This is a genomic window from Stenotrophomonas sp. Iso1 (genome assembly GCF_027497995.1).
Lineage (GTDB): Bacteria > Pseudomonadota > Gammaproteobacteria > Xanthomonadales > Xanthomonadaceae > Stenotrophomonas.
Genome location: NZ_JAODBT010000001.1, coordinates 1,075,654 through 1,088,031 on the forward strand (window position 1 = coordinate 1,075,654; position 12,378 = coordinate 1,088,031).

Below are 12,378 nucleotides of genomic sequence, written 5' to 3' on the forward strand. Positions count from 1 at the left end.
CCTTTGCCGCACGGAAGAGAGGGAAGGTGTCTGCCGTTGCATGCTGCGCTTCTGCTTCAGCTCCGCATTCACGCAGTGAGGGGAGAGTCGGGAAGGAGCGGGGATGCCGTGGCGATTGCCCTTGCTCACCCCTCACTCCGCTTCACTCACGCCTACCTCTCCCTCACGCCAGCTGTCACAACCCTTCGAGCAGTGTTTGCTGGGCCGAGTGCGGGGGCTGCCCCGGTGCCGGCTCGCACTGGTGGTAGCGGCCGTCGGCCTGCAGTTCCCAGGCGTTGAGGTTGTCGTCCAGGTAGTTCTGCAGCACGTCGCGGTAGATGCGCCGGGCCAGGTCGTTGTCCAGGATCGGGAAGCAGGTTTCCACCCGGCGCAGCAGGTTGCGTTCCAGCCAATCGGCGCTGGCGCAATACAGTTCCGGCGCGCCGTTGTTGCCGAACCAATAGACGCGGCTGTGCTCCAGGAAGCGGCCGACAATGGAGCGGACGCGGATGTTGTCCGACACGCCTTCCACGCCCGGGCGCAGGGTGCAGGCGCCGCGCACGATCAGGTCGATCTGTACGCCGGCCTGCGAGGCCGCATATAGCGCGCGGATCACCTGCGCCTCATTGAGGGCGTTCATCTTGGCGATGATGCGGCCCGGTTTGCCGGCGAGTGCCAGTTTGGTCTCACGCTCGATACGGTTGATCAGGCCCGGATGCAGGGTGAAAGGTGACTGCAGCAGGCACTTGAGTTTCATCTTCGGCGCCAGCCCGGACAGCTGCTGGAACAGCAGGTGCACATCGTTGCCGATGTCGGCATCAGCGGTGATCAGGCTCAGATCGGTGTACGCGCGGGCGGTGCCGCTGTGGTAATTGCCGGTGCCCAGGTGTACATAGCGACGCAGCTTGCGGCCTTCGCGACGCACAATCAGCAGCATCTTGGCGTGGGTTTTGAAACCGACCACGCCATAGACCACCTGCACGCCAGCATCCTGCAGGCGGTCAGCCAAGCCGAGGTTGGCTTCTTCATCAAAACGCGCGCGTAGCTCGACTACCACGGTCACGTCCTTGCCGTTGCGCGCGGCCAGGATCAGCGCTTCCACGATTCCGGAATCTTTGCCGGTGCGGTACAGCGTCTGCTTGATTGCCAGCACGTTCGGGTCCACCGCCGCTTCTCGGATCAGCTCCAGCACAGTGCTGAACGAGTCGAAGGGATGGTGCATCAGGATGTCGTTGCGCGCGGCCATCGCGAAGATGCCCTCGGGCGTCTTGAGTACGCGCGGTACCATCGGCGGGTACTTCAGGTCTGCCCGTTGCAGCAGATCGTAGACCTGGATCACACGGTTGAGATTGACCGGGCCGTTGATGCGATACGCAGCGTTTTCCGGCAGGCCGAAGTTCTGCAGCAGCGTCTGCATGATGGGCTTGGGGCAGTCATGCGCGATTTCCAGCCGCACCGCCGGGCGATAACCGCGGTCAACCAGCTCATCGCGTAATGCCAGCGCCAGGTTCTCGACTTCTTCTTCGTCCACCACCAGTTCGGAGTTGCGGGTGACGCGGAACTGATAGGCGCCCTGGACTTCCATGCCTGGGAACAGCTCATCGACAAAGGTCGACAACACCGCCGACAGCAGCACGAAATTTTGCGGGCCGCCGAGTGATTCGGGCAGCTGAATGATGCGTGGCAACGAGCGCGGTGCACGCACCAGCGCCAGATGGCCGGTGCGACCAAAGGCATCGGTGCCCTTGAGCACGACGACGATGTTCAGTGATTTGTTGAGGATCTTGGGGAACGGATGAGACGGGTCCAGCCCCAGCGGCGACAGCACCGGCATGATGTCGTTGCGGAAATAGGCGCGCAGCCAGCGGCGCTGGCGCGGCGTCCATGACCGCTGCGCGAGGATGCCAACGCCGGCATCGGCCAGCGCCGGACGCAGCACTTCGTTCCAGCAGCTGTACTGCTGGTCCACCAGCTCGGCGGCGCGGTCATGGATGGCGTTGAGAATTGCCTGCGGGCTCATGCCATCCGGTGCCGGCGGCAGGCCGAACTCCTGCGCGTGGCGCACGGCAGCAGCGCGGATCTCGAAGAATTCATCCAGATTGGTGCAGGAAATACACAGGAAGCGCAGGCGCTCGAGCAGCGGTACCTGTTCGTCCATCGCCTGTGCCAGCACGCGGAAGTTGAAGTCGAGCTGAGACAGCTCCCGGTTGATGTACAGCGCCGGGTCACGCAGTGGATCGGAAGCGATGACAACGGGTGCAGGGGCGGGAGGGTTCATGCCGGGAAGTCTTCCGTGGGGGCGGTCGTGGAGGTGGAGCTGCGCGGGCGTACATGCTCGGCATCAAAGTGGCAGGCGAACGTGCTGCCTTTGCCTACCTCGCTGCGGATGTCCAGCCGGGCTTGGTGCAGGCCAAGGATGTGCTTGACGATGGACAGCCCCAACCCGGTGCCGCCGCTTTCACGCGAACGGCTGCTGGACACGCGGTAGAAGCGCTCGGTCAGGCGCGGCAGGTGATTGGCCGGGATGCCGTAACCGGTATCGGTCACCGACAGCACAGCGCCTTCGCCTTCGCGGGTGAAGCTGAGTGAGATACGGCCATCGGCCGGTGTGTAACGCACGGCGTTGGTGAGCAGGTTGGAGAACGCGCTGTGCAGTTCCTTGTTGGAACCAGCGAGGTCCACGCCCGCGGTATCTTCAACCGTGATGGTATGGCGGCCTTGGCTGTGGGCCTCGGCTTCGCGTCGCAGTGATGCGAGCATCGAAGTCATTGGCACCGTTTCCAGCTCGGTGTGCTGCTGTGATTCCAGACGCGACAAAGTGAGCAGGTCTTCGACCAGTTGCGCCATGCGCTGTGATTGCTTTCGCATCTCCGACAGCATCGGGCCGGTATCGGGGAAATCCTCCGGCTCCATCATGTCCAGATAACCGTGCACCACAGTCAACGGCGTGCGCAGTTCGTGCGAGACATTGGCAACAAAGTCGCGGCGCACTTGTTCCAGGTGCAGCAGCTTGGTGACATCACGTGCCACCAGCAGCCAATGGTGATCGGAGTACGGAATCAGCCGTAGATGCAGGCGGATGCCGGGGTCAACCGGCGAGTTTGCATCAAGGATGGGTTCGGCATTGCGGCCGCCGGCCAGCCAGTGCGCAAGCGGCAGCGGCTGCAGCCGTTCGACCAGCGCAGCTTCCATGTCGACGGGGTGCTGCAGGCCGAGCAGGCTGGTGGCGGCTTCGTTGAACCACTGCACACGCTGCGTGTTGCGATCTACCACCACCACCGCATCCGGCAGCGCGGCGGCAGCGGCGCGGTAGCTGCGCAGCATGTCGATCAGGCGCCGTTTGCGCGTGCGCATTTCCTGCTGATTGCGGTACAGCAGCCGGTCCAGTTCATTCCAGACGCCAGTGCCTTCGGAGGTTTCCCAGCGTTGGCGTGCGGTAAGCCGCGACAACACCTGCCGCAAGCGCCAGTAATGCCACGTCAATACCGCCAGCGCAGCCAACGCCACGGCCAGCGCCGGGTGTCCCATCAGCAATCCCAACAGTCCGGCCAACAGCAACAGCACGGCCACGGTGGCCAGTGTCTTCAACCAGGCGGATCTGAATTGACGGGGCATTGCGCTCTCGGGGTGTTGCAGTGGAACTGGCAGGAGGAACCCGGGTTATAGCATCAAGCAGGAAGCGGAACTGGCGGGCTAGGTGGAAGCGGAGAAGCGATAGCCGGCACCACGTACGGTTTGCACCATGTCTTCAGCAGCAAAGGGTTCCAACGTTTTGCGAAGGCGACGGATGTGTACGTCGATGGTGCGTTCTTCCACATAGACACTGCCGCCCCACACGTGGTCGAGCAACTGCGAACGTGTGTAGACGCGCTCGGGATGCGTCATGAAGAAATGCAGCAGGCGGTATTCGGTCGGCCCGATCGGCACCGGCACATCACCGGCAAACACGCGGTGCGCGGCGCCATCGATACGGATGCTGCCAACGGCAACGCTGCCGTCTTCGTCATCGTCGCGGGTGCGACGCATCACGGCCCGGATGCGCGCCAGCAGTTCGCGTGCTGAGAACGGCTTGACCACGTAATCGTCGACGCCTGCTTCCAGGCCACCGACGCGGTCGTTCTCTTCGCCACGGGCGGTGAGCATGATGATCGGCACATCGCGGGTCAGTGCCTCCTTGCGCCAGCGCCGGGCCAGTTCCAGCCCACTGGTGCCGGGTAGCATCCAGTCGAGCAGGATCATGTCCGGTACGCGGTCGGCAATGGCGGTCTGGGCCTCCAGTGCGTCGCCGGCATGCACCGGCTCGTACTCGCCCTTACGCAAGGCGAAAGCGACCATGTCACGGATCGCGGGTTCGTCATCGACAATCAGGATGCGTTTCTGCACGTCGTGGCTACCGTAGAGCCCATCAAGCGGGGGAGTGCGCTCAGTAGACTACGGTTTGATGACCGGTTTGTGACATCCGGTGAACGTAGCGGTTGCCAGCCATGCAGGATGCGGTCAGTCGCGTGACATATCCGGGTCACGCTGGCCCAGGCGACGCATTTCCAGCACGGAGGGCATGATCGATTCGATCCGTGCATCCACCCGCGCGCGGCTCACGTAATCCAGCGTCGGCTGCTTGAGCAATGCCTGGAACTGGATCAAGGCTTGTTCCGGCCGCCCGTTCAGATAGGCGGCCTCGGCATAAGCCTCGCTGGCCCGGGTGGGGTCGCGGGCCAGTTCGCTGGCGCGCCCGAAGCTGCTCTGCAGTACCGGGTCGTCACTGTTCCTGGCCAGTAGCGGCCGCAGCATCGCCTGGGCGCGTTTGCCAGCTTCTTGGCCGCCTTGCTCGTTGAGGACGTTTGCGTAGGTCAATGCCACCGGCCGGCTCTGCGGCAGGCGCTTGAGCAGGGCATCGAAGCGGCGGTTGGCCTCGGCATGCTGGCCGCTGCGGGATTCGGCTTCGCCCAGCGCCAGGGCGACCCAGAGGTTGTCCGGGTACTCGGACTGCAGCTGTCGCAGTTCCTGCAGAGCCTGTGCAGTGGCCACGCCGCCGTCGCGCAGGCGTGCGATCGCCACACCATAGCGTTGCGGATCGGTCAGACCATTCTTCTGGCTGCGCTTGAGATTTTCGTATTCGCGTACCAGGTCCGACGGTGTGGGGGCGCTGAGCACGCGTAGGCGTTCGCGGGCCCAGTCGAACAGTCCGGTCACGCCGCGTGGCAAGCCGGCATCGGGCAGGGTGAGTTGCAGTCCGGCTGGCAGCAGCGGGTTGCCCTGGTTGCCGAGCGGGTCGCGGCGGGTGTCGGGCTCGGAAGGGTTGACCCGCTCCTGGCGGACGCCCGTTGGGGTCTGCGTGGTCAGCAGCACCGTGTCCTTTTTCATCTGCTCGGCACGGGCTTTGGCTTCGCTGATGCGGGTGATGTTGACCGGGTGGGTACGCAGGAAATCCGGAGTCGAGTAACCGCCTTGGTTGCCGCGCATGGCTGCGGACATACGCTCGAAGAAGCCGGCCATCGCGTCCACGTCGTAGCCGCTGCGGGCCAATGTGCGGATGCCGAGGCGGTCGGCTTCGGATTCGTTGGAGCGGGTGTAGTTGATCTGGCGTTGCTGCATCAGTCCCATGCCGGAGGTGATGGCTGCCATCGTGGCATCGCCCGACGAGTTGCCACCGGCCTGTTGCGCGGCGACTACCGCTGCCAGCATGCCCAGCAGGATCGGAATCTGGTCGCGCTGCGCGCGCTCCACGCCGCGCAGCACATGCTGTTGGGTGACGTGGGCGATTTCGTGGGACAGCACGGCCGCCACTTCGTCCTCGCGCTCGGCGGTCAGCACCAGCCCGGCGTTCATGCCGATATAGCCGCCCAGCGTGGCGAAGGCGTTGATCTGCCGGTCCTTCATCATGAAAAAGGTGTACTTCTGCTGCGGTTGGGCGCTGTTGGAGCCCAGTCGCGTACCCATGGTCCCGAGCCAGTCATTCACCAGCGGGTCGTCCAGCAGGTAACCGTAGTTGCGCAGCTCGCGCAGCATCATGCCGCCGTACTCGGCTTGGCGCGCCGGGGTCAACAGCTCGCCGGCTGACGAACCGATGTCCGGCAGCTTGGTGTCGTCGGCGAAGGACGGCGGGATGGCCACGGCCAGAGTGACGGCGGTGGCAAGCAGAAGCATGCGCAAGTGATGGCTCCGGAAAAGGCTGGGCGGAGAATGACGGGGAAGACAGTAAGCGATGTGAAGCACAGGTTAATTCGCAGTGTTCTGTTGATAGCGTCGAAAAACCAGCCGACCGCTACCATATATAGACATTGTTTCCAGTCAGGAGTTTCCTTGTGAGCAACGAGACCAATCGCGGCACTGGCGTGCCGGAGATCACCATCTACTCCACCGCAGTGTGCCCGTACTGCGTGGCGGCCAAGAACTTTCTGAAGAGCAAGGGCCAGTCATGGACCGAGGTGCGCATCGACCTGGACCCGGTTGCGCGCGAAAAGATGATGGCCAGTACCCGTCGCACCAGCGTGCCGCAGATCTTCGTGGGCGACGTCCACGTGGGTGGCTATGACGACATGATGGCGCTGCACCGCGCCGGCAAGCTGGAGCCGTTGATGGCCGGGCAGGGCGCATGAGCAGCGAGCCGACCGACAAGGACCGCCTGGCCGAATTTACTGAATTCCGCCAGCGCATGAACCAGCGCATTCTGGCCGAGCCCAATCAAGTGGTCCGGCGCTTCTTTGCGCTGGACACCCAGACCTACCAGGCTGGCGCGCTGGACGTGAAGACCAAGGAACTGCTGGGCCTGGTCGCCTCGATGGTGCTGCGTTGTGACGATTGCATCAGCTACCACGTGGCCCAGTGCAAGGACGCCGGGGTCAGTCGGGAGGAGTTTTTCGAGACCTTCTCGGTGGGCCTGGTGGTCGGTGGTTCGATCGTCATTCCGCACCTGCGTAGGGCGGTGGACTTCCTGGATCAGCTCGAAACCGGCGCGGCCGAAGCGCCGGCGGGGCACGACCACGGCTGAACCCAGACCTTGGTCCAGTTGGGGGGAGGGGGCCGGATCAGGCATAATTGACAGTTGAAACTGTTTACAACGCGCCGGTATCCGGGCACCCAGCCGGACGGGCGCTTTCCCTCCTCCCTGTTCGGAATACCAAGAAAATGACGCAGACAATCACCGTCATCCGTGGCGATGGCATCGGCCCGGAAATCATGGACGCAACCCTGTTCGTGCTCGACAAGCTCGGCACCGGGCTGCAGTACGAATTCGCAGATGCGGGCCTGGTCGCGCTGGAAAAGCACGGTGAACTGATCCCGGCGACCACGCTGGAGTCGATCAAAAAGAACAAGATTGCCCTGAAGAGCCCGCTGACCACGCCGGTCGGTGGTGGTTTCAGCTCGATCAACGTGGCCCTGCGTCGCCAGTTCGACCTGTACGCCAACGTGCGCCCGGCTATCTCGTTCCCGAACACCAAGTCGCGTTACGAGAACATCGACATGATCACGGTGCGTGAGAACACCGAAGGCGCTTACCTTGCCGAGGGCCAGGAAGTGTCGGCCGACGGCGAGACCGCGTTCTCCGGCACTCGCATCACCCGCAAGGGCTCCGAGCGCATCGTGCGTTACGCCTTCGAACTGGCCAAGAGCACCGGCCGCAAGAAGGTCACCGCCGTTCATAAGGCGAACATCATCAAGTCGACCTCGGGCCTGTTCCTGGACGTTGCCCGCGAAGTCGCCGCGCGTTACCCGGAAATCGAATTCCAGGAAATGATCGTCGACAACGCCTGCATGCAGCTGGTGATGCGCCCGGAACAGTTCGACATCCTGGTCACCACCAATTTGTTTGGCGACATCATCTCCGACCTGTGTGCGGGTCTGGTCGGCGGCCTGGGCTTGGCCCCGGGTGCCAACATCGGCGCTGAAGCAGCCATCTTCGAAGCCGTGCACGGGACCGCGCCGGATATCGCCGGCCAGGGCAAGGCCAACCCGGTTGCGTTGATGCTGGCAGCGGCACAGATGCTGGATCACGTTGAGCAGCCGCAGAACGCTGAGCGCCTGCGCAAGGCCATCGTCGCCACGATGGAAGCCAAGGATTCGCTGACCGGCGACCTCGGCGGCACCGGCACCACCATGGGCTTCGCTCAGGCAATCGCCAGCCGCGTCTGATCGCATCGCTGTCACAGCCGGAAAGCACACGAAACGGAGCGCGCAAGCGCTCCGTTTTTGTTTCAGGTCAGGTCAGGTTCGACTCTCTTTTCGCCAGCGGCAAAGGAGAGGGTTGCGCAGTAATGATTGGAGTCGGTCGTTCAGAAGCACGGGCGGAGATGAAGCCCCGGTGGTGCATGCCTCAGTTCGTCCAGATACAGGGGGGTATTACGCCGCGCTCCCTCCAGTCCTGTAGCGAGTCCGCGCGCTGCCAACAAAAAGGGCGCCTCGCGGCGCCCTTCGTGTCTTGCGTGATGCCTCTAACTCAATTGCGCGATTGCAACTTCGACAGCAGCCGCAGGAACTCGATGTACAGCCACACCAGCGTGACCATCAGACCGAATGCGCCGTACCACTCCATGTACTTCGGTGCGCCAGCCTCCACGCCACTTTCGATGAAGTCAAAATCCAGCACCAGGTTCAGCGCCGCGATTACCACCACGAACAGGCTGAAGCCAATGCCGATCAGGCCTGATTCGTGGATGAAAGGAATCTGGATGTTGAACATGCCCAGCACGATGGTGGCCAGGTACACCAGTGCGATGCCGCCGGTTGCAGCGACAACGCCCAGCTTGAAGTTCTCGGTAGCCTTGATCAGCCCGCTGCGGTAAGCGAACAACAGCGCGAACAGGGTGCCGAAGGTCAAAATCACTGCCTGGAATACGATGCCGTTGAAGCGGGCCTCGTAGATGGCTGAGATCGAGCCAAGGAAAAAGCCTTCAGCCAGCGCGTACAGCGGTGCACTGACCGGTGCCCAGGTCTTCTTGAAGATCGTCACCAGTGACAGGATGAAGCCGACGATCATGCCGCCCCACAGATACAGGCGGCCGGCAGCGGCCAACTCGCCGGTGTCGGTGAGCGTGTTGTTCCAGGCGAAAGCGGCGGTCATCACGGCAAGCAGCAGCAGAATGCTGGTCTTGCTGACGGTGCCGTTGATCGTCATCGCATCGGCGCCGCGTGCGACCACGCTGCCGGTGCCAAGATCGAGGAAAGTTGATTCGGAAAGGGCTGGATTGCCGCTGCGCATGCCGTGCTCCATGGCGGGTTGTAAGGAGGTACAGCGCAAAAGCATACCCGCATCCATCGAAGTGAAAATTGTCGTTGACAGATTCGGCCGTAGTTCCGACAATAGTCGACTTCGCGGGGCAACCCGAGAGATTCACCGCCGGGGTATAGCGCAGTCTGGTAGCGCGCCTGCTTTGGGAGCAGGATGTCGGGGGTTCGAATCCCTCTACCCCGACCATCCGATGCACTCAATGCGCGTTGGATTGCGACAATCCGGTTCAGAGCGCCCGTAGCTCAACTGGATAGAGCACCGGCCTTCTAAGCCGGCGGTTACAGGTTCGATTCCTGTCGGGCGCACCAATTGGTGCAAGCGGTAGGTAGGTTGTTTTCAGTGGTGGCTGTAGCTCAGTCGGTTAGAGTACCGGATTGTGATTCCGGTGGTCGGGGGTTCGAATCCCCTCAGCCACCCCACTGAACAAAAAGAAACAACGGTGTGAAATCCGGGGTTTCAAAAAAAAGAAGGGTGCGGTAATATTCGTCCCCTGATTTTCAGGGCTGTTAGCTCAGTTGGTAGAGCAGTTGACTCTTAATCAATAGGTCCAAGGTTCGAATCCTTGACAGCCCACCAAATCAAAAAAGCCAGCAGGGGAACCTGCTGGCTTTTTCCTTTTTATGTAAGCCCGGTGTTTTGGGCTGGTGCGGAAATCACCTTACGGTGTAGAATCCGGACCCAGAGTTTCAGGGCTGTTAGCTCAGTTGGTAGAGCAGTTGACTCTTAATCAATAGGTCCAAGGTTCGAATCCTTGACAGCCCACCAATTTGAGGCCATCGGAGCGATCCGGTGGCTTTTCTTTATCCGTCGTGTAGTTGGCTTCCGCTTTGCGGACATGCCTGCAACAATGGCGATCTGAACCGGCTTTGCGAAAGTGGCGGAATTGGTAGACGCCCTGGATTTAGGTTCCAGTGCCGCAAGGCGTGGGGGTTCGAGTCCCCCCTTTCGCACCATTGCCCGGTCTGTCTGCCCGCCCAGGGCGCTCCCTGTTGTCACTGCATGCCAGCCACTGCTGGCGGTGACGGGCGATATCGGCCAAACTAAAGGGCTGCGGCGCAGACCCGCTACTCACAACCGTTTCAACCATCACATCGTGCCGGGGTAAATGCCTCCGGTGGCAGGAGTCCACATGCAAGCTTCGATCGAATCCACCGGCAACCTGGAACGCCGCCTGAGCTTCTCGCTGCCGGAAGACCGTCTGCAGAGCCACATCAATGGCCGTCTGGGCGAAATCTCGCGTACCGCACGGATCAAGGGCTTCCGCCCGGGCAAAGTGCCGGCCAAGGTGATCGAACAGCGTTTCGGGCCGCAGGTGCGTGCCGAGGCGATGGACGGCCTGCTGCGTGAAACTTTCGATACTGCCCTGCGCGAGCACGAACTGCGCATCGCCGGCAACCCGCGTATCGACAAGGCTGGCGAGGGCGAATTCGACTTCGTGGCCACGGTCGAGCTGATCCCGGACTTCGGTGACGTCGACGTCACCAAGCTGACCGTGGTGCGCCACACCGCTGAAATCAGCGATGCCGACATCGACCAGATGATCACCAACCTGCGCCAGCAGCGTCGGACCTGGAAGCCGGTCACCCGTGGTGCCCAGGAAGGCGACCTGGTCGGCCTGGAAACCTGGTCGCAGGCTGGCGATGAGCGTCTGCCGCCGGAAGGCAGCGAGAAGGGCACCATCATCATCGGCCAGGGCATGATGTTCGAGCAGATCGAGCAGGGCCTGGTCGGTTTGGCCAAGGGCGAAGAAAAGACCCTGGACGTCGAGTTCCCGGCTGACTGGCGCGTGCCGGCACTGGCCGGCAAGACGGTCCAGGTCACGGTCAAGGCCACCGAGGTTTCCGAAGAGGAAGTCCCGGAAGTGGACACCGCCTTCATCAAGAGCTTCGGCGTCAAAAATGGTGATGTTGAGCAGTTCCGCGCCGACATCCGTTCCAACCTGGAGCGCGAGCTCAAGGGCGCGCTGATGAACCGTCTGCGCCGCGAAGTCGGCGAACAGCTCATCGCTGCATACGCCTCGGTGGAGCTGCCGCCGCGTCTGGTTGAGAACGAAGCCCGTTCGATGCTGGCCCAGCAGGTAGAAGCCATCCGCCGTCAGGGCGGCAACCCGGGTCAGGTCCCGGCCGACGCGCATGAGGGCTTCAAGGATGCGGCTGCCAAGCGCGTGCTGGTCGGCCTGCTGGTCGGCGAAGTGGCCCGCAAGAACGAGCTGCGCCTGGATCCCAAGCGTCTGAACGAAACCATGCGCCTGATTGCTTCCACCTACGAAGAGCCGGATCAGGTCATTGAGATGTACCGCAATGATCCCCAGCTTATGGCTGGCCTGCAGAACCGTGTGATGGAAGAGCAGGTCATCGACTGGATTGCCGAGCGTGCCCAGCACACCGAGCAGGCGTTGTCGTTCCAGGAAGCCATCCGCCAGTAATCGGCGGGCGTTACGTCCCCGCGCTCCGGCGCGGGGTGTGTCCTCACAAGAATGGGTGCCTCACGAAATGGACAACCGAACCAAAGCATTGAACATGGTTCCGATGGTGGTCGAGCAGACCAGCCGCGGCGAGCGCGCCTATGACATCTATTCGCGCCTGTTGAAAGAGCGCCTGATTTTCCTCGTGGGCCCGATCGATGATCACGTGGCCAACGTGGTGCTGGCGCAGTTGCTGTTCCTGGAAGCGGACAACCCGGAAAAGGACATCAGCATCTACATCAACTCGCCCGGTGGCGTGGTCACCGCCGGCATGGCGATCTACGACACCATGCAATACATCAAGCCGGACGTGAGCACCATCTGCGTTGGTCAGGCCGCCTCGATGGGTGCGCTGCTGCTGTCGGCCGGTGCGGCCGGGAAGCGTTATGCGCTGCCCAATTCGCGAGTGATGATCCACCAGCCGCTGGGCGGCTTCCAGGGTCAGGCTACCGACATCGACATTCATGCCCGTGAGATTCTGACGCTGCGTTCGCGCCTGAACGAAGTGCTGGCCAAGCACACCGGCCAGTCGCTTGAGACCATCGCGCGCGATACGGAGCGTGACAACTTCAAGAGCGCGGCGGACGCCGTGGCGTATGGTTTGGTGGATCAGGTGCTGGAGCGCCGTTCGGAAGACTCGATCCAGCCGGCCTGACGATGCAAGTGGCCGAAAACACGGCATTTTTTGCAGGGTCGGAACGAGACT

Annotated in this window: 10 protein-coding genes and 6 tRNA genes; 11 read left to right on the top strand and 5 right to left on the bottom strand. The window is 62.3% G+C overall.

Annotated elements, in window-relative coordinates; genetic code table 11:
• Positions 1–175: 175 nt before the first annotated feature.
• From ppk1 to PAN08_RS04530, 4 genes are all read right to left on the bottom strand, one after another.
• Complete coding sequence (gene ppk1, locus PAN08_RS04515; protein WP_269790315.1) at positions 176–2,257, bottom strand: polyphosphate kinase 1; 2,082 nt, start codon at positions 2,255–2,257, stop codon at positions 176–178.
• Positions 2,254–3,594, bottom strand: a complete 1,341-nt coding sequence (gene phoR / locus PAN08_RS04520; RefSeq protein WP_269790316.1) for a phosphate regulon sensor histidine kinase PhoR — start codon at positions 3,592–3,594, stop codon at positions 2,254–2,256. The genes ppk1 and phoR overlap by 4 nt, the downstream gene beginning before the upstream one ends.
• A 78-nt stretch (positions 3,595–3,672) precedes the next feature.
• Complete coding sequence (phoB, locus tag PAN08_RS04525; RefSeq protein ID WP_057633157.1) at positions 3,673–4,362, bottom strand: phosphate regulon transcriptional regulator PhoB; 690 nt, start codon at positions 4,360–4,362, stop codon at positions 3,673–3,675.
• A gap of 114 nt (positions 4,363–4,476) precedes the next feature.
• Positions 4,477–6,195 carry a M48 family metalloprotease gene (locus tag PAN08_RS04530; protein ID WP_269790317.1) on the bottom strand — a complete coding sequence of 573 codons (1,719 nt, stop codon included), beginning with the start codon at positions 6,193–6,195 and terminating at the stop codon, positions 4,477–4,479.
• Positions 6,196–6,284: 89 nt separating this feature from the next.
• On the opposite strand from PAN08_RS04530, the gene grxC reads away from it, so the two are divergent.
• From grxC to PAN08_RS04545, 3 genes are all read left to right on the top strand, one after another.
• Positions 6,285–6,578: a glutaredoxin 3 gene (gene grxC / locus PAN08_RS04535; RefSeq protein WP_269790318.1), complete on the top strand. Its 294-nt coding sequence runs from the start codon at positions 6,285–6,287 to the stop codon at positions 6,576–6,578.
• Entirely contained in the window at positions 6,575–6,970 is a 396-nt protein-coding gene (locus PAN08_RS04540; RefSeq protein WP_269790319.1) for a carboxymuconolactone decarboxylase family protein, read from the top strand. The genes grxC and PAN08_RS04540 overlap by 4 nt, the downstream gene beginning before the upstream one ends.
• 137 nt (positions 6,971–7,107) lie before the next feature.
• Positions 7,108–8,112 (top strand): isocitrate dehydrogenase, encoded by a 1,005-nt coding sequence (locus PAN08_RS04545; protein WP_269790320.1) that lies wholly within the window; start codon positions 7,108–7,110, stop codon positions 8,110–8,112.
• A gap of 304 nt (positions 8,113–8,416) precedes the next feature.
• On the opposite strand, the gene PAN08_RS04550 is transcribed toward PAN08_RS04545, so the two are convergent.
• The gene (locus tag PAN08_RS04550; RefSeq protein ID WP_269790321.1) at positions 8,417–9,178 is read right to left on the bottom strand and encodes a Bax inhibitor-1/YccA family protein; all 762 of its coding nucleotides are present in this window, start codon (positions 9,176–9,178) and stop codon (positions 8,417–8,419) included.
• Between the two features lie 139 nt (positions 9,179–9,317).
• Here PAN08_RS04550 and PAN08_RS04555 point away from each other — a divergent pair.
• From PAN08_RS04555 to clpP, 8 genes are all read left to right on the top strand, one after another.
• A tRNA-Pro gene (locus PAN08_RS04555) sits at positions 9,318–9,394 on the top strand.
• 45 nt (positions 9,395–9,439) lie between these two features.
• Positions 9,440–9,516, top strand: a tRNA-Arg gene (locus PAN08_RS04560).
• A gap of 34 nt (positions 9,517–9,550) precedes the next feature.
• Positions 9,551–9,627: transfer RNA gene (locus PAN08_RS04565), tRNA-His, on the top strand.
• Positions 9,628–9,708: 81 nt separating this feature from the next.
• Positions 9,709–9,784: transfer RNA gene (locus tag PAN08_RS04570), tRNA-Lys, on the top strand.
• Positions 9,785–9,897: 113 nt separating this feature from the next.
• Positions 9,898–9,973, top strand: a tRNA-Lys gene (locus tag PAN08_RS04575).
• A gap of 103 nt (positions 9,974–10,076) precedes the next feature.
• Positions 10,077–10,161 (top strand) — tRNA-Leu (locus tag PAN08_RS04580).
• 176 nt (positions 10,162–10,337) lie between these two features.
• The gene (tig, locus tag PAN08_RS04585; protein WP_269790322.1) at positions 10,338–11,633 is read left to right on the top strand and encodes a trigger factor; all 1,296 of its coding nucleotides are present in this window, start codon (positions 10,338–10,340) and stop codon (positions 11,631–11,633) included.
• A 67-nt stretch (positions 11,634–11,700) separates the two neighbouring features.
• Positions 11,701–12,327: an ATP-dependent Clp endopeptidase proteolytic subunit ClpP gene (gene clpP, locus PAN08_RS04590; protein WP_269790323.1), complete on the top strand. Its 627-nt coding sequence runs from the start codon at positions 11,701–11,703 to the stop codon at positions 12,325–12,327.
• The last annotated feature ends 51 nt before the right edge of the window (positions 12,328–12,378 follow it).

Excerpts from the sequence above, each read along its gene's own strand:
- ppk1 (WP_269790315.1), bottom strand. The coding sequence starts at position 2,257 with ATGAACCCTCCCGCCCCTGCACCCGTTGTCATCGCTTCCGATCCACTG.
- phoR (WP_269790316.1), bottom strand. The coding sequence starts at position 3,594 with ATGCCCCGTCAATTCAGATCCGCCTGGTTGAAGACACTGGCCACCGTG.
- PAN08_RS04540 (WP_269790319.1), top strand. The coding sequence starts at position 6,575 with ATGAGCAGCGAGCCGACCGACAAGGACCGCCTGGCCGAATTTACTGAA.
- PAN08_RS04545 (WP_269790320.1), top strand. The coding sequence starts at position 7,108 with ATGACGCAGACAATCACCGTCATCCGTGGCGATGGCATCGGCCCGGAA.
- PAN08_RS04550 (WP_269790321.1), bottom strand. The coding sequence starts at position 9,178 with ATGCGCAGCGGCAATCCAGCCCTTTCCGAATCAACTTTCCTCGATCTT.
- tig (WP_269790322.1), top strand. The coding sequence starts at position 10,338 with ATGCAAGCTTCGATCGAATCCACCGGCAACCTGGAACGCCGCCTGAGC.
- clpP (WP_269790323.1), top strand. The coding sequence starts at position 11,701 with ATGGACAACCGAACCAAAGCATTGAACATGGTTCCGATGGTGGTCGAG.